At 51.1% G+C, this 25,337-nt stretch carries 21 protein-coding genes and 2 pseudogenes; 12 read left to right on the forward strand and 11 right to left on the reverse strand.

The annotated features are described in order from the left end of the window. Nucleotides 1-44: 44 nt before the first annotated feature. Nucleotides 45-463: pseudogene (locus N7E69_RS17320) on the forward strand (transposase); the annotation flags it as partial. Nucleotides 464-594: 131 nt separating this feature from the next. Here N7E69_RS17320 and N7E69_RS17325 read toward each other — a convergent pair. The 4 genes and pseudogenes from N7E69_RS17325 to N7E69_RS17340 form a co-directional block, all read right to left on the reverse strand. Then, nucleotides 595-1,221: an SOS response-associated peptidase gene (locus tag N7E69_RS17325; RefSeq protein WP_000334547.1), complete on the reverse strand. Its 627-nt coding sequence runs from the start codon at nucleotides 1,219-1,221 to the stop codon at nucleotides 595-597. A gap of 68 nt (nucleotides 1,222-1,289) precedes the next feature. Further along, a pseudogene (locus tag N7E69_RS17330) lies at nucleotides 1,290-1,596 on the reverse strand (hypothetical protein). Next, nucleotides 1,581-2,267, reverse strand: coding sequence for a virulence effector protease GtgE (gene gtgE, locus N7E69_RS17335; protein WP_001525490.1), 687 nt, complete (start codon nucleotides 2,265-2,267; stop codon nucleotides 1,581-1,583). The pseudogene N7E69_RS17330 and the gene gtgE overlap by 16 nt, the downstream one beginning before the upstream one ends. Nucleotides 2,268-2,537: 270 nt before the next feature. After that, nucleotides 2,538-2,729 (reverse strand): DinI-like family protein, encoded by a 192-nt coding sequence (locus tag N7E69_RS17340; RefSeq protein WP_000497439.1) that lies wholly within the window; start codon nucleotides 2,727-2,729, stop codon nucleotides 2,538-2,540. 426 nt (nucleotides 2,730-3,155) lie between these two features. Between N7E69_RS17340 and pepN the strand changes: the two genes are divergently transcribed. The 3 genes from pepN (at nucleotide 3,156) to zapC (ending at nucleotide 7,694) form a co-directional block, all read left to right on the forward strand. Next, nucleotides 3,156-5,768, forward strand: coding sequence for an aminopeptidase N (gene pepN, locus N7E69_RS17345; protein WP_000193790.1), 2,613 nt, complete (start codon nucleotides 3,156-3,158; stop codon nucleotides 5,766-5,768). Between the two features lie 207 nt (nucleotides 5,769-5,975). Further along, on the forward strand, nucleotides 5,976-6,986 hold the full coding sequence (pyrD, locus tag N7E69_RS17350; protein ID WP_000291723.1) for a quinone-dependent dihydroorotate dehydrogenase: 1,011 nt from the start codon (nucleotides 5,976-5,978) through the stop codon (nucleotides 6,984-6,986). 165 nt (nucleotides 6,987-7,151) lie between these two features. Further along, nucleotides 7,152-7,694, forward strand: a complete 543-nt coding sequence (zapC, locus tag N7E69_RS17355) for a cell division protein ZapC (protein ID WP_001574119.1) — start codon at nucleotides 7,152-7,154, stop codon at nucleotides 7,692-7,694. Here zapC and N7E69_RS17360 read toward each other — a convergent pair. Further along, complete coding sequence (locus N7E69_RS17360) at nucleotides 7,691-8,800, reverse strand: YcbX family protein (RefSeq protein WP_000224079.1); 1,110 nt, start codon at nucleotides 8,798-8,800, stop codon at nucleotides 7,691-7,693. The genes zapC and N7E69_RS17360 overlap by 4 nt on opposite strands. Before the next feature lie 98 nt (nucleotides 8,801-8,898). Between N7E69_RS17360 and rlmKL the strand changes: the two genes are divergently transcribed. From rlmKL to rmf, 6 genes are all read left to right on the forward strand, one after another. Continuing rightward, nucleotides 8,899-11,007, forward strand: a complete 2,109-nt coding sequence (rlmKL, locus tag N7E69_RS17365) for a bifunctional 23S rRNA (guanine(2069)-N(7))-methyltransferase RlmK/23S rRNA (guanine(2445)-N(2))-methyltransferase RlmL (protein WP_001086485.1) — start codon at nucleotides 8,899-8,901, stop codon at nucleotides 11,005-11,007. A 12-nt stretch (nucleotides 11,008-11,019) separates the two neighbouring features. Further along, nucleotides 11,020-12,927: an ABC transporter ATP-binding protein gene (locus N7E69_RS17370; RefSeq protein WP_000053044.1), complete on the forward strand. Its 1,908-nt coding sequence runs from the start codon at nucleotides 11,020-11,022 to the stop codon at nucleotides 12,925-12,927. Between the two features lie 14 nt (nucleotides 12,928-12,941). Then, nucleotides 12,942-14,195, forward strand: a complete 1,254-nt coding sequence (pqiA, locus tag N7E69_RS17375) for a membrane integrity-associated transporter subunit PqiA (RefSeq protein WP_024139221.1) — start codon at nucleotides 12,942-12,944, stop codon at nucleotides 14,193-14,195. 4 nt (nucleotides 14,196-14,199) lie between these two features. Next, nucleotides 14,200-15,840, forward strand: coding sequence for an intermembrane transport protein PqiB (gene pqiB / locus N7E69_RS17380; RefSeq protein WP_000433414.1), 1,641 nt, complete (start codon nucleotides 14,200-14,202; stop codon nucleotides 15,838-15,840). Then, the gene (gene pqiC / locus N7E69_RS17385; RefSeq protein WP_000759134.1) at nucleotides 15,837-16,400 is read left to right on the forward strand and encodes a membrane integrity-associated transporter subunit PqiC; all 564 of its coding nucleotides are present in this window, start codon (nucleotides 15,837-15,839) and stop codon (nucleotides 16,398-16,400) included. The genes pqiB and pqiC overlap by 4 nt, the downstream gene beginning before the upstream one ends. A gap of 255 nt (nucleotides 16,401-16,655) precedes the next feature. After that, on the forward strand, nucleotides 16,656-16,823 hold the full coding sequence (rmf, locus tag N7E69_RS17390) for a ribosome modulation factor (protein WP_001537784.1): 168 nt from the start codon (nucleotides 16,656-16,658) through the stop codon (nucleotides 16,821-16,823). A 99-nt stretch (nucleotides 16,824-16,922) separates the two neighbouring features. Here rmf and fabA read toward each other — a convergent pair whose 3' ends face one another. Next, nucleotides 16,923-17,441, reverse strand: coding sequence for a bifunctional 3-hydroxydecanoyl-ACP dehydratase/trans-2-decenoyl-ACP isomerase (gene fabA, locus N7E69_RS17395; protein ID WP_000227928.1), 519 nt, complete (start codon nucleotides 17,439-17,441; stop codon nucleotides 16,923-16,925). Nucleotides 17,442-17,509: 68 nt separating this feature from the next. Then, on the reverse strand, nucleotides 17,510-19,270 hold the full coding sequence (locus N7E69_RS17400; protein WP_000156448.1) for a Lon protease family protein: 1,761 nt from the start codon (nucleotides 19,268-19,270) through the stop codon (nucleotides 17,510-17,512). A 185-nt stretch (nucleotides 19,271-19,455) separates the two neighbouring features. Between N7E69_RS17400 and matP the strand changes: the two genes are divergently transcribed. Next, complete coding sequence (matP, locus tag N7E69_RS17405; RefSeq protein WP_000877172.1) at nucleotides 19,456-19,908, forward strand: macrodomain Ter protein MatP; 453 nt, start codon at nucleotides 19,456-19,458, stop codon at nucleotides 19,906-19,908. Between the two features lie 71 nt (nucleotides 19,909-19,979). On the opposite strand, the gene ompA is transcribed toward matP, so the two are convergent. Together ompA and sulA are read right to left on the reverse strand one after the other, a co-directional pair. After that, nucleotides 19,980-21,032 carry a porin OmpA gene (ompA, locus tag N7E69_RS17410; protein WP_001674965.1) on the reverse strand — a complete coding sequence of 351 codons (1,053 nt, stop codon included), beginning with the start codon at nucleotides 21,030-21,032 and terminating at the stop codon, nucleotides 19,980-19,982. A gap of 356 nt (nucleotides 21,033-21,388) precedes the next feature. After that, nucleotides 21,389-21,898: an SOS-induced cell division inhibitor SulA gene (gene sulA / locus N7E69_RS17415; RefSeq protein ID WP_000288733.1), complete on the reverse strand. Its 510-nt coding sequence runs from the start codon at nucleotides 21,896-21,898 to the stop codon at nucleotides 21,389-21,391. Nucleotides 21,899-22,114: 216 nt separating this feature from the next. Here sulA and N7E69_RS17420 point away from each other — a divergent pair, with 216 nt between their 5' ends. Then, complete coding sequence (locus tag N7E69_RS17420) at nucleotides 22,115-22,720, forward strand: TfoX/Sxy family DNA transformation protein (RefSeq protein WP_001202375.1); 606 nt, start codon at nucleotides 22,115-22,117, stop codon at nucleotides 22,718-22,720. On the opposite strand, the gene yccS is transcribed toward N7E69_RS17420, so the two are convergent. After that, nucleotides 22,707-24,860 (reverse strand): YccS family putative transporter, encoded by a 2,154-nt coding sequence (gene yccS / locus N7E69_RS17425; RefSeq protein WP_000950876.1) that lies wholly within the window; start codon nucleotides 24,858-24,860, stop codon nucleotides 22,707-22,709. The two genes, N7E69_RS17420 and yccS, sit on opposite strands and share 14 nt — an antisense overlap. An 18-nt stretch (nucleotides 24,861-24,878) precedes the next feature. Next, nucleotides 24,879-25,325 (reverse strand): YccF domain-containing protein, encoded by a 447-nt coding sequence (locus N7E69_RS17430; RefSeq protein ID WP_001261222.1) that lies wholly within the window; start codon nucleotides 25,323-25,325, stop codon nucleotides 24,879-24,881. Between the last annotated feature and the right edge of the window lie 12 nt (nucleotides 25,326-25,337).

Consider the following 25,337-nt stretch of genomic DNA (forward strand, 5'->3'; position numbering starts at 1 on the left):
CCACTTAAATTTTGATGGACACTATCACAGATGACAGAGTCCACAGCCCGGCGCAAACACGGCTGTCGGTCAGGAAAGAGAAAAGCCAGTCGCTGTACGACTGGATACAGGCGCAGTTGAAAACGTTGTCGGTGCATGCGGAGATGGCGAAGGAGTTCGGTTACATGCTGAAGCAGTGTGATGCGTTGAGCGTGTCCTCTGCAGCGACGGTCGGGTGGAGATCGACAACAACATCTGTGAAAACGCCTTACGATGCGTGGCGCTGGGCCGACGTAACTATCTGTTCTTCGGCTCAGACAGGAGCGGCGAGGCAGCGGCGATCATCTACAGCCTGCTGGGTACGTGCAAACTAAACGGCGTAGAGTCCGAGGCATGGTTACGCGACGTGCTGTGGAAAATCAGCGACTGGTCATCGAACCGGGTGCACGAACTGCTGCCCTGGAACCTCGAAACCGTAAAATAATCCTTACGCTACGTCCTAAACGGGACGCTTACTGAGTTATGAGGGTGAGGTGGTTTTCTTAATGAGCATCTGAACGCCGGTTTGTGGGATAGGGCAGGTGGGACGGATTCGGGACAGTCATCCGTTTTTAACTATTGGCATGGATTGGTATCTTTTCGCATCATGGGACGTGTGAGCGCAGGTATGACGCGGTATGTTATTGACTTAGAATGTGGTTCCAGGAACTGGCGCATCCATACCCGAGCAGTTTCCGGTGTCAGTGCCAGCGGGCGACGATCGTGAATGTCTACCAGACCTTTATCGGCTGCGGAGGTAACAATCAGGAATCCCTCTGCTTCATCACCGCGCTCAAACGGCGTACTGCCAATGGCAGCCATGAATATCGGCTTCCCGTCCTTTCTGTGAATGAAATACGGCTGTTTTTTGTCGCCTTCCTTCTTCCACTCGAACCATCTATCGGCAAAACAGATAGCCCGGCCATGCTGCCATAGTGGCTTAAACATTCTGCTGGAGGCCGCTGTCGCGACACGGGCGTTAATAAGTGGAGCTTTATCCCACCATCCGGGAGCGTAACCCCAAATCACCGGGTCGAGATGTAATTGCTCGTCGCGTTCGCTCAATAGCAGGACTTTAGTCCCGGGCGCCACGTTATACCGGCCTATAGGCTGAGGGTCATAAGCAATATTACGATCGGCTTCGTCGGCCAGATATGCCAGATATTCTTCACGGGTCTGTGCTTGTGCAAAGCGTCCACACATATGAAACCTCCAGTCGTCAGACTGAAAGTATAGGGCAGGGGGAAAATGTGGCGCGCTCCGGTAATGATTTACAGGGAATTTATACAGTAATTCGAAATGAAAATTTGTGTATTGATGAATTCCGAAACTGAGCAGTGAGCAAACTGATGAATCAATCGCAAATTGCGTCGAATCTCGACGGCTTTATTCCCCAGTTTCACCCCATAGCTTCCCCGTAGGAAATTGAGCCATAAAAAAAACAGCCCTGACAGGCTGGTTTTTAAGGGGAATTTTGGTCGGCACGAGAGGATTTGAACCTCCGACCCCCGCCCCCCCATGTTGGCGGTAGCCTGAATAATTATCTTGGTAAAGGTTAACTATCATAAAATGGTACACCAGTCTTTCCAGGAGGAGGAGTGTAAAGGTTTTGGCTCATAAACACCGTCATAGTAAAGACCACAAATACTGCAATCTTCATTTTTATATTTATCATTGAATGCTAAGGTAAGCTTGTCATAGACATCAATATTTGATTGCCATTCAGGTGAGGTATTCATTGAATCATAAATTAATACTTTTTTCACTTCACTATCATAGCCTACAATGCACTCTGCATGTAGACATTCCGAGCCAAGTGAAGGCCTGATCAACATCAGTGGTCCATGGTTTTGTAATTCGTAAGAAATAAAACTCTCAAAGTCATCTTCTACAGTACTATTGAAAACTTCTGCCTGTAAAGCTTCTTTAATGTTTGTAAAAAGAGAGGATTCAGGTATTTTTTGCACATTCATTTCTTTTAATAAATTCTCACATTCTATTATATCAATACCCTCTAATATATTATTAAACGCTTGATTATCAGAAGTGATGTCCTCTAATGCACTATAATTATTGCCATCTCTGGATTTGATAACATTTAATGAGCAAACCCAGCAATTATTGTAGAGGGTGTTGCCTGTGGTATCAAACTGGCTTTGAAAGTTACGATGGTGAATAATCTGACCCTGAGGAGTTGCTGTATTACTTCTGTAAACGCTGCCTAAACTATTTTGAATGTGTCTTAACATAATATACTCGCCGAATAGTAATTTTGTTAATGTAATTATATACTACAGTGTGGATATTAATACAATTCTTTTGTTGTTAATTATTATTTATGAAATTAATTGAAAGTGAATAAGTTAGAGGTGTTTGTTGGCCTTAAAATTACATTTGTTGAGGGGGCTTATATGATATGTTTTTATTGTATTGTCGCATTTTTCTTAAGCTGAATCCGGATTTTGGGGAGGTGGCTAAATGTAAATGACGTGGTTTAAGATAAATCTATTTTTAATAAGCTATCTGTTCAAATTTTCGCGATCGCTTTTGTTGGTATCACTATTCAAGCAGTTTGCCTGCATCGGCTTCACCCTCACTTCGGCATCAGGGAAAATCTGGTGCACCTGCTCCGTCAGTTCGGCCAGAATGATCTCGCTGGCCCCTTCGAGTCCTTCAACATTACGCTTGTCATAAACCAGTTCTACGAACATACGTGTTTCGCTAATAACTGTTTGTATATACAGTATTTTTGCTTTGGCGGTTTTGTCTGTCAAGGCATGAACCACTTGTTTTTAAATTTTGGGGAACATACTGCGGGCGTGTTTGTTATCGATTTTCCCTGCAGGGCTGATGGGGTCTGGCGTTGACTAAAATTATGTGTGGGGCATGGATGGGGCAAAAGTGGTCTGTGAAGTTCGTTAAAGTTCGTTAATCAAGCTTCATCTCGATCTCGCTCATCCCTTGTTTAAAGCGCTCCTGGACGATCTTTATCGATTTTAAAAACTATGAGTACATATTATAAAAATGTAGCAAATAGGCCGTTTGTGCCTGAAAAGATGAACATTCTGCGTAGCGCGATTTGCGCAACAGGAATAGACTGGAGTCGACACTCTACACAAAGATGCGAAAGGTTTTTTATGACACAACAGCCACAAGCCAAATACCGCCATGACTATCGCGCGCCGGATTACCAGATTACTGATATTGACTTGACCTTTGACCTCGATGCCGAAAAAACCGTGGTCACCGCAATAAGCCAGGCTGTTCGTCATAGCGCGCCTGATGCGCCTCTTCGCCTTGATGGGGAAGATTTAACGCTGGTATCTATCCACGTCAACGATGCGCCGTGGACAGCATATAAGGAAGAAGAGGGCGCGCTTATCATCAGCGACCTGCCAGAGCGTTTTACGTTACGCATTGTCAACGAGATAAGTCCGGCGGCGAATACGGCGCTGGAAGGATTGTACCAGTCCGGCGATGCGCTCTGTACCCAGTGTGAAGCGGAGGGCTTCCGCCATATTACCTGGTATCTTGACCGCCCGGACGTACTGGCGCGATTTACCACCAAAATTATTGCCGATAAAAGCAAATATCCGTTCCTGCTCTCCAATGGCAACCGTGTTGCACAGGGCGAGCTGGAGAATGGCCGTCACTGGGTTCAGTGGCAAGATCCGTTCCCGAAACCGTGTTATCTGTTTGCGCTGGTGGCCGGTGATTTTGACGTGCTGCGCGATACCTTTACCACCCGCTCCGGGCGTGACGTCGCATTAGAACTGTACGTTGACCGTGGCAATCTGGATCGCGCGCCGTGGGCAATGACCTCGCTGAAAAATTCCATGAAATGGGATGAAGCGCGTTTTGGGCTCGAATATGACCTCGACATCTATATGATTGTCGCGGTGGATTTCTTTAATATGGGCGCGATGGAGAATAAAGGTCTCAATATCTTTAACTCCAAATACGTGCTGGCGCGAACCGATACCGCGACGGATAAAGATTATCTCGATATTGAGCGCGTGATAGGCCATGAGTATTTCCACAACTGGACCGGCAACCGCGTCACCTGCCGCGACTGGTTCCAGTTGAGCCTTAAAGAGGGGCTAACCGTGTTCCGCGATCAGGAGTTTAGCTCTGATTTGGGGTCACGCGCGGTGAACCGCATCAGTAACGTGCGTACCATGCGCGGTTTACAATTCGCGGAAGACGCCAGCCCGATGGCGCATCCTATCCGCCCGGATAAAGTAATCGAAATGAATAACTTCTACACCCTCACCGTTTATGAAAAGGGCGCGGAAGTCATTCGCATGATCCACACGTTGCTGGGTGAGGAAAATTTCCAGAAGGGGATGCAGCTTTATTTTGAGCGCCATGACGGCAGCGCCGCGACGTGTGATGACTTCGTACAGGCGATGGAAGATGCTTCTAATGTCGATTTGTCCCATTTCCGCCGCTGGTACAGTCAGTCCGGCACGCCGATTGTAACGGTAAAAGATGATTATAATCCGGAAACCGAGCAGTACACGTTGACCATCAGCCAGCGCACTCCGGCGACGGCGGATCAGGCGGAGAAGCAGCCGCTGCATATTCCATTCGCCATCGAACTGTACGATAACGAAGGCAACGTCATTCCGTTGCAAAAAGGCGGTCACCCGGTCAACGCCGTGCTGAACGTCACGCAGGCGGAGCAGACATTTACCTTCGATAATGTTTACTTCCAGCCTGTTCCGGCCTTGCTGTGCGAGTTTTCAGCGCCGGTGAAACTGGAATATAAATGGAGCGATCAGCAGTTGACGTTCCTGATGCGCCATGCGCGCAATGATTTCTCCCGTTGGGATGCGGCGCAAAGCCTGCTGGCCACATACATTAAACTGAATGTGGCGCGTCATCAGCAGGGGCAACCGCTATCGCTTCCGGTGCATGTCGCTGATGCGTTCCGTGCAGTACTGTTGGATGAGAAAATCGATCCGGCGTTGGCCGCAGAAATTTTAACGCTGCCTTCGGCCAATGAAATTGCGGAGCTGTTTGAGGTCATTGACCCGATCGCCATTGCGCAAGTTCGTGAAGCGCTAACGCGTACGCTGGCGGCAGAACTGGCGGATGAGTTCCTGGCTATCTATAACGCCAATCATCTGGATGAGTATCGTGTTGATCACGGCGATATCGGTAAGCGCACGCTGCGCAATGCTTGCCTGCGCTTCCTGGCGTTCGGCGAGACGGAGCTGGCTAATACGCTGGTCAGCAAACAGTATCGCGACGCCAATAATATGACCGATGCGCTGGCGGCCCTGTCTGCTGCGGTGGCGGCGCAGTTGCCGTGCCGCGATACGCTGATGCAGGAGTATGACGATAAGTGGCATCAGGACGGCCTGGTGATGGATAAATGGTTTATCCTGCAATCCACAAGCCCGGCGGAAAATGTACTGGAAACCGTACGCGGCCTGCTCAAACACCGTTCTTTCAGTATGAGCAACCCGAACCGCGTCCGTTCATTAATTGGCGCGTTTGCTGGCAGCAACCCGGCGGCGTTCCATGCGCAAGACGGTAGCGGATACCAGTTCCTGGTCGAGATGCTGACCGATCTGAATAGCCGTAACCCGCAGGTAGCATCTCGCCTCATTGAACCGCTGATTCGTCTGAAACGTTACGATGAAAAGCGTCAGGAGAAAATGCGTGCGGCGCTGGAGCAGTTAAAAGGACTGGAGAATCTTTCCGGCGATCTGTACGAGAAGATAACTAAAGCGTTAGCCTGACAGTATCCGTTATAAAGAGGTAAGACATGCCCGGTAAGCGTTAGCGCTGCCGGGCATTTTTTTGCCGGACGATGACGCTCGCTGGCGAAACGTGAAGTGAGAATGAAGGAAAACGATTGCTATTTATTGCCGTAGGTCAATTCCCTTTTGCCTTGTTATCGCCCATAATACGCCCCCGGTTTGCATACCGGGAATCCAGGAGAGTTCATGTACTATCCCTTCGTTCGTAAAGCCCTTTTCCAGCTCGATCCAGAGCGCGCTCATGAATTTACATTTCAACAATTACGCCGCATTACAGGTACGCCGCTGGAAGCGCTGGTGCGCCAGAAAGTACCGACAAAGCCGGTTACCTGCATGGGACTTACCTTTAAAAATCCACTGGGGCTGGCTGCCGGTCTGGATAAAGACGGGGAGTGCATCGACGCGTTAGGCGCGATGGGGTTTGGCTCCCTGGAAATCGGCACCGTGACGCCGCGCCCACAGCCGGGTAACGATAAGCCGCGTCTTTTTCGTCTGGTGGATGCTGAAGGTCTGATCAATCGGATGGGCTTTAATAATCTGGGCGTCGATAACCTGGTCGAGAATGTTAAAAAAGCCCATTTTGATGGTATTCTGGGAATTAACATCGGTAAAAATAAAGATACGCCTGTCGAAAATGGCAAAGATGACTACCTGATTTGTATGGAAAAAGTCTATGCTTATGCGGGTTATATCGCCATTAATATTTCTTCGCCGAATACGCCAGGGCTACGTACGCTCCAGTATGGCGATGCGCTGGACGATCTGTTAACTGCCATTAAAAATAAGCAAAACGATCTTCAGGCGATCCACCATAAATATGTGCCGGTGGCAGTAAAGATCGCGCCGGATCTTTGTGAAGAAGAATTGATCCAGGTTGCCGATAGCCTGCTTCGTCATAATATTGATGGGGTGATTGCGACAAATACCACCCTCGATCGTTCTCTGGTACAAGGAATGAAAAATTGCCAGCAAACGGGGGGATTAAGTGGCCGGCCATTACAATTAAAAAGCACAGAAATTATTCGCCGTTTATCCCAGGAGTTAAAGGGACAATTGCCTATTATCGGCGTCGGCGGCATTGACTCAGTTATCGCCGCGCGCGAGAAGATAGCGGCAGGAGCTACGCTGGTACAAATTTATTCCGGCTTTATTTTTAAAGGCCCGCCATTGATTAAAGAAATCGTAACGCACATCTAAACTTTAGCCTTTATCAGACAACCAGGGCTTTATTTCCGGCGCTGGTTGTTTTATATTTCTCCACTGTTGCTTATTTAGACATTTTAGGCTTTTATTATTGGGGTAATAAACGAAGCGGCAAAAGGACAATGCTGTTACGAGTTGCTTAAAAGCGGGAGAGAGGTAATGCGAATTAAACCTGACGATAACTGGCGCTGGTATTATGATGAAGAGCACGATCGTATGATGCTCGATCTCGCCAATGGTATACTTTTTCGCTCGCGCTTCTCTCGTAAAATGCTTACGCCGGACGCGTTTTGCCCGACCGGTTTTTGTGTGGATGATGCCGCGCTCTATTTTTCCTTTGAAGAAAAATGCCGGGATTTCGAATTAACCAAAGAGCAACGCGCGGAGCTGGTGTTGAATGCGCTGGTGGCGATTCGCTATCTCAAACCGCAGATGCCAAAAAGCTGGCATTTTGTAGCGCATGGCGAAATGTGGACCCCAGGAACGGGCGATGCCGCAAGCGTCTGGTTAAGCGATACGGCGGAACAGGTTAATTTGCTGGTCGTTGAGCCGGGAGAAAATGCCGCGTTGTGTCTGCTGGCCCAGCCGGGCGTGGTGATAGCAGGCCGAACCATGCAGCTTGGCGATGCGATTAAAATTATGAACGACAGGCTGAAACCGCAGGTTCACTGTCACAGTTTCAGCCTTGAACAAGCGGTTTAATTCTCCAGTCGTAACGCGGTCTTAGGCACGCAGCTACAGCTCAGAATCGTACCATCGTCACCCATAGCCGATTTTTTCAGCGGACTTACTTCGCCTTCCAGCAAACGTATCCGGCAGCAACCACAGATACCAGCCCGGCAAGAATACGGAATACGAATCCCCTGATTCTCCAACTGTTCCAGTAGTACCTGTTGATTATTCCCGCAGAAGGTTTGCCCCTGCCAGTCGATGGTTACACTCGCGTCCGGGTGTTTATCTGGCGTAACGCTGTCGTCGACCGTTGTGGCGCCATAAGCTTTTGCCGGAGCTGTCGCCAGAATCTCCACTTCATCGCCGACGCGAACGACGCCGCTATTGCGGGCAATCAGATTCTGACCGAAATCCACATCGCCATTGTCCTGGGCGGTACGAAAAGCTTGCAGTGTCGCCAGCGGTTCTCCGGAAGGATGTTTTTGCCCCTTTTCAGGGCTGACGGTTGTAAAAATACAGCGGCTACAGGGCTTCACGACGTCAAAAATCACATCGCCAATGCGAAGCACTTTCCAGCTATCTTCCTCCCAGGCCGCTACGCCGGAAACCACTAAGTTTGGGCGAAATTGTTCCATTTGTACGCCTGCCGGACAACGCTGTTGCAGATCGCGCAGCGAGGCTTCGTTGGTCAATAAATACGGGTAGCCATCGGCAAATCCCAGCGGCACCGCGTTATGTCGTTTGACCCGGCGCGTCAACTGCGGCCCAACCCAGCGCAACTGGACATCGCGGGAGAAAAAGCCGCTCAACCATTGATTAATCGCCGTCGGGGCGACGCGAGCGGTAAAATGGTTTCCCCAGACCTCGGTCGGCGCATCCTGCGGGGTGAAATCCGTAAAGCGAACCAGCGCGCTACTGCCGTCTGGCGCGGTCAAATGGAGGCCGTCGTGTAAGGGAGAAGGGGTAAAACGTACCATTTGTGGAAACTGGCGGGCGGTAATAAATGTGCCGTCAGGCTCGGTCACCATGAAGATGCGATCAAAAGCCAGGCCGCTGATATCTGCCAGCGCATGAGTCAGGCCAATGCCGCGCATGGATTTGACCGGATGAATAAAGAGCCGTGATAACGTCGCCACCGTACAGTCCCTCAAATGAAAATAAGCCTTCAACTTTATGACATGGGCGTGAGATTAGCTATAATGCGCAACAATTTTCTTAGCGTAAAAGTGACAATATGAATTCTCTGTTTGCCAGTACGGCCCGCGGGCTGGAAGAGCTGTTAAAAACTGAACTGGAAAAACTGGGCGCCGTAGGGTGTCAGGTTGTTCAGGGTGGGGTCCATTTTCAGGGCGACACGCGGCTTATTTACCAGAGCCTGATGTGGAGCCGCCTGGCCTCGCGTATTATCCTGCCGATGGGTGAGTGCAAGGTCTACAGCGATCTCGATCTTTACCTCGGCGTTCAGGCGATAAACTGGACAGAGATTTTTAATCCTGGCGCGACGTTTGCGGTGCATTTCAGCGGCCTGAACGACACCATCCGTAATAGTCAGTATGGCGCGATGAAAGTTAAAGACGCGATTGTCGATGCGTTTACGCGGAAAAATCTTCCGCGTCCAAATGTGGACCGCGAATCGCCGGACCTCCGTATTAACGTCTGGCTGAATAAAGAAACTGCCAGCATTGCGCTGGATCTCAGTGGTGATGGCCTGCACCTGCGCGGTTATCGCGATCGCACCGGGCTGGCGCCAATTAAAGAGACGCTGGCGGCAGCGATTGTTATGCGTTCCGGCTGGCAACCAGGTACGCCGCTGCTCGACCCTATGTGTGGTTCGGGGACACTGTTGATTGAGGCCGCGATGTGGGCGACCGATCGCGCGCCGGGACTGCACCGTGGTCACTGGGGATTTAGCGGCTGGGCGCAGCATGACGAAACTATCTGGCAGGAAGTGAAAGCCGAAGCGCAGACCCGGGCGCGTAAGGGGCTGGCGGAGTATTCCTCTCATTTCTACGGTTCCGACAGCGATGCGCGCGTCATTGAGCGGGCGCGCAGCAACGCCCGTCGCGCCGGTATCGGGGAGCTTATCACCTTTGAAGTGAAAGATGTGGCGCAACTGAGTAATCCATTGCCGAAAGGCCCGTATGGTACGGTGATCAGTAACCCGCCTTACGGCGAACGTCTGGACAGCGAACCGGCGCTGATTGCGTTGCACAGTCTGCTGGGCCGTACCATGAAAAATCAGTTTGGCGGCTGGAACCTGTCGCTGTTCAGCGCTTCGCCCGATTTGCTGGGCAGCCTGCAATTACGTGCCGACAAACAGTTTAAAGCCAAGAATGGCCCGCTGGACTGCGTGCAGAAAAACTATCATATTGCGGAAACCACGGCGGACAGTAAACCGGCGACGGTGGCGGAAGATTACGCTAACCGCCTGCGTAAAAATCTTAAAAAGCTGGAGAAATGGGCGCGCCAGGAAGGGATTGAATGCTATCGCTTGTATGATGCCGACCTGCCGGAATATAACGTGGCGGTAGACCGTTACGGCGACTGGGCGGTGATTCAGGAATATGCGCCGCCGAAAACGGTGGATGCGCAAAAAGCGCGGCAGCGCCTGTTCGATATTATTGCGGCAACCTTGTCAGTGCTCGGTATTCCGCCGAATAAACTGGTGTTAAAAACCCGTGAACGGCAAAAAGGAAAAAACCAGTATCAGAAAATGAGCGAGAAGGGCGAGTTCCTTGAAGTCAGCGAATATAATGCGCGCTTATGGGTAAATCTGACGGATTATCTCGACACCGGTCTGTTCCTCGATCACCGTATTGCCCGCAGGATGCTGGGAGAAATGAGCAAAGGCAAAGATTTCCTGAATCTCTTTTCTTATACCGGCAGCGCCAGCGTACATGCGGGTCTGGGCGGCGCGCGCAGCACCACAACGGTGGATATGTCCCGCACCTATCTGGAGTGGGCCGAACGTAATTTGCGTCTGAACGGACTGAGCGGCCGCGCGCATCGCCTGATTCAGGCCGACTGCCTGGGCTGGCTGCGCGAGGCGAATGAACAGTTCGATTTGATCTTTATCGATCCGCCGACGTTCTCTAACTCAAAACGTATGGAAGAGTCGTTTGATGTTCAGCGCGATCATGTCGCGTTAATGAAAGATTTAAAACGTCTGCTGCGTAAAGGCGGCACCATCATGTTCTCAAATAATAAGCGCGGATTCCGTATGGATCTGGAAGGGCTGGCTGAGCTGGGGCTTACCGCACAAGAAATTACGCAAAAAACGCTTTCCCCGGATTTTGCCCGTAACCGTCAGATCCATAACTGCTGGCTGATCCGCGCCGCCTGAAAGGAAAAGTAAATGTCATTAATCAGTATGCATGGCGCATGGCTGTCGTTCAGCGACGCGCCGCTTCTCGATAACGCAGAGTTGCATATCGAAGATAACGAACGCGTCTGTCTGGTGGGGCGTAACGGCGCCGGGAAATCCACCTTGATGAAGATCCTCAACCGCGAACAGGGTCTGGACGATGGGCGTATTATTTATGAGCAGGATCTGATCGTCGCGCGTCTGCAACAGGACCCGCCCCGTAATATTGCGGGCAGCGTCTATGACTTTGTCGCCGAAGGTATCGAAGAACAAGCGGAATACCTCAAGCGCTATCATGAGATTTCCCGTCTGGTGATGACCGATCCCAGCGAGAAAAACCTCAATGAAATGGCGCGCGTACAGGAACAGCTCGATCATCATAATCTGTGGCAGCTGGAAAACCGTATTAATGAAGTGCTGGCGCAGCTTGGACTCGATCCTAACGCCGCGCTGTCGTCGCTCTCCGGCGGCTGGCTGCGTAAAGCCGCGCTGGGTCGGGCGCTGGTCAGCAATCCGCGCGTATTGTTACTGGATGAACCGACTAACCATCTGGATATCGAAACTATCGACTGGCTGGAAGGGTTTCTGAAAACCTTTAACGGAACGATTATTTTTATCTCTCACGATCGTTCGTTTATTCGCAATATGGCGACCCGCATTGTCGATCTCGATCGTGGCAAACTGGTCACCTATCCGGGAAATTACGATCAATACCTGCTGGAGAAAGAAGAAGCGCTGCGCGTAGAAGAGTTACAAAACGCGGAATTTGATCGCAAACTGGCGCAGGAAGAAGTCTGGATTCGCCAGGGGATCAAGGCGCGCCGCACCCGTAATGAAGGGCGCGTGCGGGCGTTAAAAGCGATGCGTCGTGAACGCAGCGAGCGCCGGGAAGTGATGGGCACGGCGAAGATGCAGGTCGAAGAGGCGACGCGCTCCGGTAAAATCGTTTTTGAGATGGAAAACGTCGATTACCAGGTAGAAGGAAAACAACTGGTAAAAGATTTCTCCGCTCAGGTACAGCGCGGTGACAAGATTGCGTTAATTGGCCCGAACGGCTGCGGTAAAACCACGCTACTGAAACTGATGCTGGGACAGCTTCAGGCTGACAGCGGGCGCATCCACGTAGGAACGAAGCTGGAAGTCGCCTACTTCGATCAGCATCGCGCCGAACTGGACCCGGAAAAAACCGTGATGGATAACCTGGCGGAAGGCAAGCAGGAGGTGATGGTAAACGGTAAGCCGCGCCATGTACTGGGCTATTTGCAGGACTTCCTGTTTCACCCCAAACGGGCGATGACGCCCGTCCGCGCGCTTTCCGGCGGCGAACGTAACCGTCTGCTGCTGGCGCGACTGTTCCTCAAGCCGAGCAATCTTTTAATTCTCGATGAACCAACGAACGATCTTGACGTCGAAACGCTGGAACTATTAGAAGAATTAATTGATGGCTATCAGGGCACGGTACTACTGGTCAGCCACGATCGGCAATTTGTCGATAATACCGTGACGGAATGCTGGATTTTCGAGGGCGGCGGCAAAATCGGACGTTATATCGGCGGCTACCATGATGCGCGTGCGCAGCAAGAGCAGCATCTGGCGACGAAACAGCCGATGGCGAAAAAAAATGAGGAAGTTATTGCCCCTAAAGCAGAAATTGTAAAACGTGGCAGTAGCAAACTAAGCTATAAACTGCAGCGCGAGCTGGAGCAGTTACCCGGTCAGCTTGAAGACCTGGAAGCGAAGCTGGAAGCGCTACAGGCGCAGGTTGCGGATGCGGCCTTTTTTAGCCAACCCCATGAGCAAACGCAAAAAGTTCTGGCCGATTTAAGTCAGGCGGAGCAAGAACTTGAGCAAGCCTTCGAACGTTGGGAGTATCTTGAAGGCCTGAAAAACGGGGCATAACGAAAGGAGCGCCTATGTGTGAACATCACCATGCTGCGAAGCACATATTGTGCCCGCAATGTGACATGCTGGTGGCTTTACCCCGCCTCTCGCATGGGCAAAAAGCAGCATGTCCACGATGCGGCGCAACGTTAACGACCGAGTGGGACGCGCCCCGGCAGCGTCCTACCGCCTATGCGTTAGCGGCACTGTTTATGTTGCTGCTTTCTAACCTTTTTCCCTTCGTGAATATGAATGTCGCGGGCGTCACCAGCGAAGTCACGCTTCTGGAAATCCCCGGCGTCATGTTTTCTGAAGATTACGCCAGCCTCGGCACGTTCTTTTTATTATTTGTCCAACTGGTGCCGGCATTTTGCCTGGTGACTATTCTATTACTTGTCAACCGCGCCAGTCTGCCGTTGTCGGTAAAAAAAACGCCGGCAAGGATCTTTTTCCTCCTCAAATCGTGGGGAATGGCGGAAATATTTCTCGCCGGGGTGTTGGTCAGTTTTGTTAAGCTGATGGCCTACGGCGATATCGGCATCGGCAGCAGCTTTATTCCCTGGTGCTTATTTTGTCTCGTTCAACTGCGGGCGTTCCAGTGTGTCGATCGCCGCTGGTTGTGGGATGATATCGCCCCGCAGCCTGCACTGGCGCAGCCGTTAACGCCGGGGATTACCGGTATCCGGCAGTCTTTGCGTTCTTGCGCCTGCTGTACGGCGATCCTGCCTGCGGAGAGTCTCGTCTGTCCGCGTTGCCATACGAAAGGCTATGTCCGGCGTAAAAACAGTTTGCAGTGGACGCTGGCGTTATTATTTACCTCGATCATGCTTTATCTGCCCGCCAATATTTTGCCGATTATGATTACCGACTTACTGGGCTCGAAAATGCCGTCGACCATTCTGGCTGGCGTGATTTTGCTGTGGAGCGAGGGGTCTTATCCGGTGGCGGCGGTTATCTTTCTCGCCAGTATTATGGTGCCGACGCTAAAAATGATCGCCATTGCCTGGCTTTGTTGGGATGCGAAAGGCCACGGTAAGCGCGACAGTGAACGGATGCATTTTATTTATGAAGTAGTGGAGTTTGTGGGGCGCTGGTCAATGATTGATGTCTTTGTCATTGCCGTACTCTCTGCGCTGGTGCGTATGGGAGGGTTAATGAATATTTATCCTGCGATGGGTGCGTTGATGTTTGCTTTAGTCGTCATAATGACAATGTTTTCTGCGATGACCTTTGATCCGCGTCTGTCGTGGGATCGTGAGTACGAACCAGGCCATGAGGAGTCCTGATAGCATGGAACCTAAAAAAGGGGAAGCCAAAGTACAAAAGGTGAAAAATTGGTCGCCTGTCTGGATATTCCCGATTGTTACTGCGCTTATCGGAGCCTGGATTCTGTTTTATCACTACAGCCACCAGGGACCGGAAGTTACCTTAATCACCACCAATGCGGAAGGCATTGAAGGCGGAAAAACGACGATCAAAAGTCGCAGCGTGGATGTTGGCGTGGTTGAAAGCGCGACGCTGACTGACGATCTGACCCACGTACAAATCAAAGCGCGGCTCCATTCCGGTATGGAAAAGTTGCTGCATAAAGACTCGGTATTTTGGGTGGTAAAACCGCAGGTGGGGCGTGAAGGCATCAGCGGGCTTGGGACGCTGCTATCAGGTGCGTATATTGAACTACAACCAGGAAGTAAGGGCAGTCAGCCGGAAAGCTATCAGCTTCTTGACTCACCGCCGTTGGCGCCGCCCGATGCCAAAGGTATTCGTGTGATTCTGGACAGCAAAAAGGCCGGTCAGCTCAGTCCTGGCGATCCCGTTCTGTTCCGGGGCTATCGGGTAGGGTCCGTTGAAACCAGCTCTTTCGATCCGCAAAAACGGACAATGAGTTATCAGTTGTTCATTAAGGCGCCAAACGATCGGTTGGTCACCAGTAATGTCCGATTCTGGAAAGATAGCGGTATCGCTGTGGATCTGACATCGGCGGGAATGCGCGTGGAAATGGGATCGTTGACGACGTTGTTTGGCGGCGGCGTGAGTTTTGATGTGCCGGAAGGACTTGAGCAGGGGCAACCCGTCGCCGAAAAAACGGCGTTTAATCTCTACGACGATCAAAAAAGTATTCAGGATTCGCTGTATACCGATCATATCGATTACCTGATGTTCTTTAAAGATTCGGTGCGCGGATTACAACCCGGCGCGCCGCTGGAGTTCCGCGGTATTCGTCTGGGGACGGTAAGCAAAGTGCCTTTCTTTGCGTCTAAAATGCGCCAGGTATTTAACGACGATTACCGTATTCCTGTGCTGGTGCGCATTGAACCGGAGCGTCTGAAAGCGCAATTGGGAGAAAATGCGGATGTTGGCGCGCATTTGACGGAACTGCTTAAGCGCGGTTTACGCGCTTCGCTTAAAACCGGTAACCTGGTGACCGGGGCGCTGTATGTCGATCTGGACTTTTATCCTAAGGAGCCGCCGATTACCGGGCTACGCGAATTTGATGGTTATGAAATTATTCCCACCGTCAGCAGCGGCCTGGCGCAAATTCAACAGCGACTGGTGGAAACGTTGGATAAGATCAACAACCTGCCGCTGAATCCGATGATTGAACAAGCGACCAATACGCTGTCTGAAAGCCAGCGTACTATGCGTCGGCTGCAAACCACGCTGGATAATATGAACAAGATTACCTCCAGTCAGTCGATGCAGCAGCTTCCGGCGGATATGCAAACGACGTTACGCGAACTTAACCGCAGTATGCAGGGCTTCCAGCCTGGATCGGCGGCGTATAACAAAATGGTGGCGGATATGCAGCGTCTCGATCAGGTGCTTCGTGAGTTACAACCGGTGTTGAAAACTCTGAACGAGAAGAGCAACGCGCTGGTATTTGAAGCGAAGGATAAAAAAGATCCTGAGCCTAAGAGGGCGAAACAATGAAAAAATGGCTAGTCGTGATAATGGCGTTCTGGCTGGCGTCATGTAGCTCCGGCGGAGAGAATAAAAGCTATTATCAGCTCCCGATAGCGCAAAGCGGTGTGCAAAGCACCGCAAGCCAGGGCAACCGTCTCTTATGGGTAGAGCAGGTTTCCGTACCTGACTATCTGGCAGGTAACGGCGTGGTGTATCAAGCCAGTGATGTTCAGTATGTGATTGCCAATAACAATCTGTGGGCCAGCCCGCTGGACCAGCAATTACGTAACACGCTGGTGGCGAATCTTAGCGCCCGGCTTCCTGGCTGGGTCGTCGCTTCCCAGCCGTTGGGAACCACCCAGGATACGTTAAACGTTACCGTAACCGGATTCCATGGACGCTACGATGGTAAGGTTATCGTCAGCGGGGAGTGGTTATTAAACCACAATGGACAGCTGATTAAGCGGCCTTTCCATATCGAAGCCAGTCAGCAGAAAGATGGCTATGATGAGATGGTCAAAGTACTGGCAAGCGCATGGAGTCAGGAAGCAGCCGCTATCGCAGATGAGATAAAGCGCCTTCCCTGAGATAAAAGTAATGTAAATTTAACCGCTTCAGGTCGTGCGCCTGAGGCGGTTTTTTTATTTTTGACGCCGGAAAAATAGTTGTTATGGCTCACATTTTTTGTACAAATGATTTACCGTATAGCTCACAAATATGACATTGGTGTGAATTTTGCGCATTGACGGGCGATCCATTTAGAGGTATTCGTGTAGTGTGATTGCACATTTTGTAATCACTGTTTTCTTTTCCACCAGATACAAATATGAGGGAAACGAGGCATGAAGAGACAAAAACGAGATCGCCTGGAACGGGCACATCAACGTGGATATCAGGCCGGCATCGCCGGACGATCAAAAGAAATGTGTCCCTATCAGACGCTGAATCAACGGTCATACTGGTTGGGAGGTTGGCGACAAGCCATGGAGGACAGGGCGGTAATGGCCTGATTCTGTCTCTTTAGAAAAAGAAACCTCCGCAGTGCGGAGGTTTCGCCTTTATGGGCTTTGCAAGCATGATACCGATAGCGCGGAATATCAATTCAACACTTAGAACGCGGAAGTATCCTGGAACAAACCGACTTTCAAATCGTGTGCGGTATAGATCAGACGACCATCCACCAGAACCTCACCGTCCGCCAGGCCCATGATCAGGCGACGGTTTACGATACGTTTGAAATGAATACGATAGGTGACTTTCCTGGCTGTCGGCAGAACTTGGCCGGTAAATTTCACTTCGCCCACGCCCAGAGCGCGGCCTTTGCCTTCGCCGCCCAGCCAGCCCAGGTAGAATCCCACCAATTGCCACATAGCATCCAGACCCAGACAACCGGGCATCACCGGATCGCCGATAAAGTGGCATCCGAAGAACCATAGATCCGGATTGATATCCAGCTCGGCTTCGACATAGCCTTTGTCGAAATTGCCGCCCGTTTCGGTCATCTTAACGACGCGGTCCATCATCAGCATGTTCGGCGCAGGGAGTTGCGGCCCTTTAGCGCCAAACAGTTCACCACGACCAGAGGCAAGAAGGTCTTCTTTTGTATAGGATTCGCGTTTATCTACCATGTTTTATGTAAACCTTATTTTATTGAAGCACGCAGGATAGCTAACACGTGTACGCTGAACAAGTCCGATCAGTTCGGAATAAAAGCGTTCAGCCAACGTAATGGCCACGGGAAACGATGACGGCCTTCCTGTTGCGTCGCCTGCGCGATACGCTCCTGGATAGTCTGCATCAACGTCGTTTGACCTTCGCCATCCCACACCAGATTTAACAGTAGCGGTAAGGCGTCGGTCACGTCGTCTACCGCCCAGATAGTGAACTTCTCTTCTTTAACCGCTTGCAGCAGTTCAGATTTAAGACTGAGATGGCGGACATTGGCTGCAGGGATAATCACGCCCTGTTTACCGTTTAATTCCCGCTGCTCGCAGATGGCGAAGAAACCTTCAATTTTTTCGTTTAGCCCACCCACCGGTTGCGCGCGACCAAACTGATCGACCGAGCCGGTAATCGCAATGTTTTGATTCACCGGCACATTGGCCAGCGCGCTGATGAGCGCACATAATTCCGCCATTGAGGCGCTATCGCCATCCACTTCGCTGTAGGACTGCTCAAAGGTTAACGAGGCAGAGAAGGGAATTTGTTGCTCCAGCTGCAACTCCGACATCAGGAAGGCCTGCATAATCATCATTCCCTTAGCGTGGATATTCCCGCCAAGTTCGGCCTTGCGCTCAATATCGTTAAATTCGCCATCGCCGATATGCACAACACAGCTAATTCGCGACGGTTCGCCAAAGGCGCGCGGATGCCCGGGAAACTCAATGACGGAAAGCGCATTGATTTGTCCAACGCGTTCGCCTTCGGTTTCAATCAGGATCTGCTCTTGCAGAATCTCATCCTGCATCCGCTCCGCCAGAAAGCCTTCTCGCCATTCGCGTCGGGCAAGCATCAGGCTGAGCGCTTCTGCGCCGCAGGTATCGCCTTCGCATAAAGGCGACGCCTCCTTAAACTGGCGGGCTATCCACAGTGGGCAAAGAGGCAGCGTATCCTGTTCGCCGGTATAGCGCACAGCCTCGCGTATCAGGACGGGCCAGGCGTCCGGTGCCGGAGGGGGCAAATTATCGCGTAAAGCGATACGCGTCACCCATTGACACCACAGGGTCATAGCTTCTGCGTCCGCTATCTGTAAATTGTCTTCAAATTCACTGTAGATAGCCTGTTCCGCGAGCTCCGGTTCCATCTCCTGAAAATCAGCCAGTGATTCACGTTCGCCAACCAGAATCACCTTCAGTTTGAGCGGCATTGATGGCACGGAGACCGGTAATGGACGCGACTCGTCAAAGGCCACCCAGTCAAAACGCTCGCGGCTAACGATGGCTTTCAGACGCATCCACAGTAACGGCTGCGCCAGAAGGGTTCGTAAGGAAATAATCAGCACGCCGCCGTTCGCCTGATGAACCAGTCCCGGCTGCAGGATAATGTCGCCGTTATACTGCCGCAGGCAACCAAAGAGCTGTTCGGCTTCGACCCAGTCCGCGCTGACGACTTGTGTGACGGTGGCAAAGTTGTCTTGCGCATTCTGCGCGGCGCGGTAATGAACAGTATGCCCGGAAACGTCATAATGTCCGCCGGTTAATTGTCCGGCATCGGTTTGCAGAGCGCGGACGGCATCTGAAAGTAAAGTGAGATACTCTTGCTCTTCAGGCGCTTTAGTCAGCATAAAAGAGGATGATGCCCACGGCTGTATAAGTTGCTCAAGCGCAAATTGCAGTCGTGGCTGAGTATCACTGAGTAAGGTGTCGTTTTCGTCAGTCGCGTGTGGCTGTGCAAATATCTCCTGATAGCTTTCGCTATCCGGAACCAGATCACGCCATGCAAGTTTCGTAATGGTCAAAGTTGAGGTTTTTTAGTCTGTTGTAAAAGGGGGGATTATAGCCTAACCCGTCACGCTGCACACGCGGAAAGCGAATGCAAAGTAATATGAAGACGTGTAACCATTCACAGGTTCGAGATTCTTTTCTTCAGATGGCTAAAAAACTGATATTCTGATAACAGTTACACGGTAACGTTGGGATCGCAATGAAATATCAACAACTTGAAAATCTTGAAAGCGGTTGGAAATGGAAATATCTGGTGAAAAAGCACCGCGAAGGGGAGTTGATCACCCGCTACGTGGAAGCCAGTGCTGCCCAGGAAGCCGTCAATTTGTTGTTGGCCCTCGAAAATGAACCGGTGCGGGTAAATGTCTGGATAGACAGGCATATGAATCCTGCCTTGCTTAATCGGATGAAACAAACCATTCGGGCAAGACGCAAACGACACTTCAATGCGGAACATCAGCATACGCGCAAAAAATCTATCGATTTAGAGTTTATGGTCTGGCAGCGTCTGGCGGGCCTTGCGCAGCGACGCGGTAAAACATTATCCGAAACGATAGTGCAACTGATAGAAGACGCGGAGCATAAAGAGAAATATGCCACGCAAATGACCACGTTAAAGCAGGATTTACAGGCGTTATTAGGCAAGAAGTAACGCTGAAAGGCGTTGTCACCCAGACCAGAGCAAAAAACCCCGCGACGCGGGGTTTTTTATCAGACGGAAACTTAAGCCTGCGGCTGAGTTACCACGTCTTTAACGCCTTTAACTTCGATCTCTACGCGACGATCCGGAGCCAGGCAATCGATCAGGGCAGCGCGAGGTTTCACGTTGTCACAGGTGTTGCCGGTAACCGGGTTAGATTCGCCCATACCACGTGCGGAGATTTTGTCAGACGGAATACCTTTGGAGATCAGGTAATCAACAACAGACTGAGCACGTTTCTCGGACAGACCCTGGTTGTAAGCGTCAGAACCGATACGGTCAGTGAAGCCCAGAACGACAACGGAACCGTCTTTCGGATCCAGGTTGCTCAGCTGGCTGTACAGCTGATCCAGAGCCTGCTGGCCTTCCGGCTTCAGGGTAGATTTGTTGAAGTTGAACAGTACGTCAGACTTCAGAGTGAAGTGCTTGGTCTGTACTTCCGGAGCCGGAGCCGGTGCCGGAGCTACTACCGGAGCAGCTTCTTGCTGGCCGAAACGGTAGGAAACACCTACGCTCAGCAGGCCGTTGTCCGGACGGGTGCCGATGGTGTTGGCATCACCGATGTTGTTAGTCCACTGGTATTCCAGACGGGTTGCGATTTCAGGGGTGATGGCATACTCGATACCGCCCGCGAATACCGGGGAAACGCCGGTGTCGTGGTCTTTAGTAGACGGGCCGCCAGGGACGTTAGACTTGGTGTCTGCACGCCATACCATACCACCCAGACGGGTATAAACGTCCAGATCGTCAGTGATTGGATAACCCAGTTTAGCGGTCAACTGAACGCCCTGAGCTTTATAAGCGCCATTGATGTTGTCGCCTTTGTACGGCATACGGCCTAACCAGTCGTAGCCCATTTCAAAGCCAACATACGGGTTAACCTGGTAACCACCAAAAGCACCTGCGCCCAGTTGGTTTTCATGAGTCGGGCCATCATTGTGAATGAAGCCGGTGTCATGGTACTGAGACCAGCCCAGTTTAGCACCAGCGTACCAGGTGTTATCTTTCGGAGCGGCCTGCGCTACGGTAGCGAAACCAGCCAGTGCCACTGCAATCGCGATAGCTGTCTTTTTCATTTTTTGCGCCTCGTTATCATCCAAAATACGCCATGAATATCTCCAACGAGATAACACGGTTAAATCCTTCACCGGGGGATCTGCTCAATAGTTACTCTACCGATATCTACGGCTTATGCTGAGCACCCCTGGCGATGTAAAGTCTACAACGTAGTTGGAAACTTACAAGTGTGAACTCCGTCAGACATGTGAAAAAAACATGACGGATATACACATCATTTAACAGTTTCAGATGATAAATCGTACAGCAAAAATTGCGGAAACCGCTTCTGACAAGCGTTCTCGCAAAAAAAACGTTAGCACTCAAAGGAGATACGTTCGCGTAAAAAAAAGTCCAGGATAAATCCTAATTTTACTTAATGATACAAATTAGAGTGAATTTTTAGCCCGGAATGCTGTCTCCTGGATAAAGCGTGCGCACGTACAGGGCGCATGATAAACCCTACCGCATTACCTACCTTCGCTGCTTCAACCAGGCTGGCATGTTCTTCTTCTGTCAGTTCTTCAGTCATCCAACCAATTACCACGCTGTAATTTCCTGTACGCAAAGCGCGGATCATCGACTCCAGCGTATGACGAGGCGCAAGCTGGCTAATTTGCATCACTTTCGTTAATGGCAAACCTGAAGACTGTACCCATTCACGGCTGAGCTTTTGCTGCGGCGTGAGCCAGAGCTGCCAGCGTGATTGTTGGCCTAACTGACGGAGTAAAGGCAAAAGCAGGAGTTGCGCCATCATGGGCTGGTCTTCGTGGTAGACAACTTCACTGACCAGTCCTGCCGCGGCATTTTCCGTAGCGGTGCGCGCAGCGTTGTGGGTAGTGGTAGGAAATGACGAAGAACGATTTGCATAACCTGAAGTGTACATAATCAATCCAGCCCCGTGAGTTACTGTATATTCATACAGTACCCCTGTGGCGATGAAAGATCAACTCTATTTTCGGAAACTGTCTCGCAATTTTTATTCTTAGTGGCGTCAAAAATAAAAATCATCTTGCTCGCGGAGTATAAGTTGCCTATTTTCGTCATTAACGGATCCGTTACTGCAAATCATTCTTTTACTTTATGATTTAAAAGGAATTTTATGAGAGCACTCTCTTATGACAGGATCTATAAATCGCAAGAATATTTGGCCTCTTTGGGGACGATCCAGTATCGATCTTTATTCGGTAGCTATAGTCTGACCGTGGAGGATACCGTCTTTGCGATGGTGGCTAATGGCGAGCTTTATCTCCGCGCCTGTGAAGAAAGCGTACCCTACTGTGTGAAGCATCCCCCCGCCTGGCTCATGTTTATGAAATGTGGACGTCCCGTTATGCTCAACTATTACCGGGTGGATGAAAGCCTGTGGCGCGATCAGCAGCAGCTGGTACGTTTATCGAAGTATTCTCTTGACGCGGCAATGAAGGAAAAACACAGCCGTATTTTACAGCACAGACTCAAAGATCTTCCCAATATGACCTTCCATCTGGAAACATTGCTCAATGAGTCAGGGATAAAGGACGAAAATATGTTACGCATACTGGGCGCGAAAATGTGCTGGCTAAGGTTGCGACAAAGCAATCCCTTGCTGACGGTGAAAGTTTTGTATGCCCTGGAAGGCGCAATTGTCGGCGTACATGAAGCGGCGCTCCCGGCGAGTCGTCGCCAGGAGCTTGCCGACTGGGCTCATTCGCTTACGGCTGGGTAATTAATGTAGAAGTCGGCGGTGAAATTTGCCGTTGCAAGCGTCCAATCTCGGGCAGTAAGGCAATGAGCAAACCAATTTGTTGAACAACCAGAGGTTCTTTGCTGTCCGGACGTGTTTCCAGTGACTGAACTCGCTGCTTTAAACCCTCCAGCGCCTGGTGTACGCGCTGTTCGTCTTCAGGTTGATGATGAAGCGCATCATCAACGTAGCAGACCGCGTCATCCAGAAGCCCCAACACGTCCGGATTGCTGAGTTTTTCGCGGTGCGCGCCGAGGGCGGAGATATAGCTGGTAAAAGTGTGATTGAGGCAAAGCAGCCTGAACGCCGCCTCCCGGGTTTCGGCCGTGACGTCGGGTTCGCTCGACATATTAGAAACTACGGATGCCAGTTCTGCATCGCGGTTGTGCGCGTCGCGTCTGGCAATGCGATAGGCCAGGCGGTTATCCCGTCCCTGGTGATATTGCTCAAGGATCGCGTCAAGGTAGCGGCAATTAGCATCGGTGGCGCGCTGGAGTACCCGGGGAAGGTTGCGAAAGCGCCAGTCCGGCCAAATAAAGCTGACCGCAGCCCAGGCGATAGCGCAGCCAATTAACGTGTCGACGACGCGCGGTAACGCTACCTCAAAGCCTTCGCCCAGGAGGTTAAAGCAGAGTAATACCAGCAGGGTGATGAACATCGTCGCATGGGCATACTGCACATTACGGAATGCGAAGAAAAGCACGCCGGTAATCACCAGCAGAACTAACTGTCCTTCAAGCGAAGGGACAAACCATAAAATCGGCAGGCCGATCGCAACGCCTACCAACGTACCGATAATCCGGAGCGCAAGGCGATGGCGGGTCGCGTTATAGTTAGGCTGGCAAACGAACAGGCTGGTGAGCAATATCCAGTACCCGTGGCGCATCCCGGTAATTTGGATGAGAGCATAACCGATGCACAATACCAGCGACATGCGTACCGCATGGCGAAAGAGAGCGGACTCCGGGGTAAAATTACGGCTCAGACGCAGCCAGATGTCGCTAAACCCGTGCAGGCTATCATCAGCCAACTGGTTTTCTGACTCATTGCGCGGCATTGCCTGGGCCTGCTCCGACTCGATCGTCGCCAATTGCGCATCAATGGCGCGTAGGTTGGTTAATAAGAATCCAAGCGTATTTAACAGCTCTAAAGAAGCGCCGCTGGCGCGCATACGTTCAAGCGCGGCGTCAATGTGGGTAAAGACGCGTTCAAAACGCGGATCATGCTGGTACGGCGTACGCAGTAAGATACAGCGCGCCAGCTGCGTACAGGCCTGCGCCTGCATCGACATCAGACGCTGAAAGCGGAACATGACGTCGCTATGGCGAAAATAATCGCGCAGCGTCTGGTATTGAATATGCGAAGAACTGGCGCGTTCATGAATATCCTGCGCCACAAAATAGTAATGGAGGGTGCGGCGCGTACCGCGTTGACCGCGATCGCCGCGCAGGCGACTCAATAACGACACTTTCGTTTGGTTCAGCGTCGCCATTAACTGCCCGTTCGCTAACGCTAAATCATAGAGCGGCGCCTGGCTTTCATCTTCAATATCAGGATCAAACAGACGTGATTTCAGTTCCAGATAGTGCGCTAACTGTTCGTAACTGCGTGCCAGATTATCCTGCAACGGACGGATCGGAAATAGCAGATGCCCGGTTAGCGTCAGTAGGTTATACCATACTGCGCCTGCCAGCAGGAGCAGTGGTTGCTGATACCAGTGATCGTATAAAGAGGTACCCAGCATCGTATAGATGGCAATGAGTAACGCGCCGAACGCGATGGTGGCATAGCGTTGCCCCAGTCCTCCCAACAAAATAAACCCGCTGGTGGATAACGTTAAGCCCAACGCAAATAGCCACGGCCAGGGAAAGAGCAGCTCCACAGAAGCCGACGCGATAAAAAAGCAAATTAAGGTAATGATTAAATTACGCAAGCGTCCGGCAAGGCGATCGTCGAGATCGGTTAGCGCCGCGGCAACCATACCGAGCGTGAGCGGGATGGTCAGTTTGACGTCGCCCAGCCACCAGGGCAGGGCGGTGGTGCCGCACAGAGCGATAAAAATGCGGATGTAATACAGCCAGGTACTGTTCCAGGTATAACGGCGAATCAACGGACTTAACATAAAGGCTATTTGTCCCGATCATTCAAAACGGCGGCGCGCGTTAGCTTCTCGCGCGGCGCGAGCGGTTTCTACAGAGACGACGCGGCGACCGACAGGCCAAAGCGCAATCGCGGCAATTTTAAAGTTCGCAATACCGACAGGTATCCCGATGATAGTGACACACTGAGCGATACCGGAGGCAATGTGCATCAGGCATAGCCACCAGCCGAAAAAAAGTAACCAGAAAATATTCAGCAATGTACCGCCAGTATTCATTAATACGCTTTTCGCCGCCGGATTAAGTTCGTCAACGTGAATGGCTTCATTACCGTAAGGGAACAGGGACAGTTTGGTTATCTCCCAGCAGGAGCGGGTCAACGGCAGGGTAAAAATAAGCACAATACTGACAAGCGTCGCCAGCAGCCAGGCCAGCGTAGTGGCAAAGCCGCCCAGTACAAAGTTTAAAATATTCAGAACGGTACGCATAAACCCTCAGTT

The organism is Salmonella sp. 3C (genome assembly GCF_025426275.1).
Classification (GTDB): Bacteria; Pseudomonadota; Gammaproteobacteria; order Enterobacterales; family Enterobacteriaceae; genus Salmonella; species Salmonella enterica.

Excerpts from the sequence above, each read along its gene's own strand:
- N7E69_RS17325 (WP_000334547.1), bottom strand. The coding sequence starts at position 1,221 with ATGTGTGGACGCTTTGCACAAGCACAGACCCGTGAAGAATATCTGGCA.
- gtgE (WP_001525490.1), bottom strand. The coding sequence starts at position 2,267 with ATGTTAAGACACATTCAAAATAGTTTAGGCAGCGTTTACAGAAGTAAT.
- N7E69_RS17340 (WP_000497439.1), bottom strand. The coding sequence starts at position 2,729 with ATGTTCGTAGAACTGGTTTATGACAAGCGTAATGTTGAAGGACTCGAA.
- pepN (WP_000193790.1), top strand. The coding sequence starts at position 3,156 with ATGACACAACAGCCACAAGCCAAATACCGCCATGACTATCGCGCGCCG.
- pyrD (WP_000291723.1), top strand. The coding sequence starts at position 5,976 with ATGTACTATCCCTTCGTTCGTAAAGCCCTTTTCCAGCTCGATCCAGAG.
- zapC (WP_001574119.1), top strand. The coding sequence starts at position 7,152 with ATGCGAATTAAACCTGACGATAACTGGCGCTGGTATTATGATGAAGAG.
- rlmKL (WP_001086485.1), top strand. The coding sequence starts at position 8,899 with ATGAATTCTCTGTTTGCCAGTACGGCCCGCGGGCTGGAAGAGCTGTTA.
- N7E69_RS17370 (WP_000053044.1), top strand. The coding sequence starts at position 11,020 with ATGTCATTAATCAGTATGCATGGCGCATGGCTGTCGTTCAGCGACGCG.
- pqiA (WP_024139221.1), top strand. The coding sequence starts at position 12,942 with ATGTGTGAACATCACCATGCTGCGAAGCACATATTGTGCCCGCAATGT.
- pqiB (WP_000433414.1), top strand. The coding sequence starts at position 14,200 with ATGGAACCTAAAAAAGGGGAAGCCAAAGTACAAAAGGTGAAAAATTGG.
- pqiC (WP_000759134.1), top strand. The coding sequence starts at position 15,837 with ATGAAAAAATGGCTAGTCGTGATAATGGCGTTCTGGCTGGCGTCATGT.
- rmf (WP_001537784.1), top strand. The coding sequence starts at position 16,656 with ATGAAGAGACAAAAACGAGATCGCCTGGAACGGGCACATCAACGTGGA.
- fabA (WP_000227928.1), bottom strand. The coding sequence starts at position 17,441 with ATGGTAGATAAACGCGAATCCTATACAAAAGAAGACCTTCTTGCCTCT.
- matP (WP_000877172.1), top strand. The coding sequence starts at position 19,456 with ATGAAATATCAACAACTTGAAAATCTTGAAAGCGGTTGGAAATGGAAA.
- ompA (WP_001674965.1), bottom strand. The coding sequence starts at position 21,032 with ATGAAAAAGACAGCTATCGCGATTGCAGTGGCACTGGCTGGTTTCGCT.
- sulA (WP_000288733.1), bottom strand. The coding sequence starts at position 21,898 with ATGTACACTTCAGGTTATGCAAATCGTTCTTCGTCATTTCCTACCACT.
- N7E69_RS17420 (WP_001202375.1), top strand. The coding sequence starts at position 22,115 with ATGAGAGCACTCTCTTATGACAGGATCTATAAATCGCAAGAATATTTG.
- yccS (WP_000950876.1), bottom strand. The coding sequence starts at position 24,860 with ATGTTAAGTCCGTTGATTCGCCGTTATACCTGGAACAGTACCTGGCTG.
- N7E69_RS17430 (WP_001261222.1), bottom strand. The coding sequence starts at position 25,325 with ATGCGTACCGTTCTGAATATTTTAAACTTTGTACTGGGCGGCTTTGCC.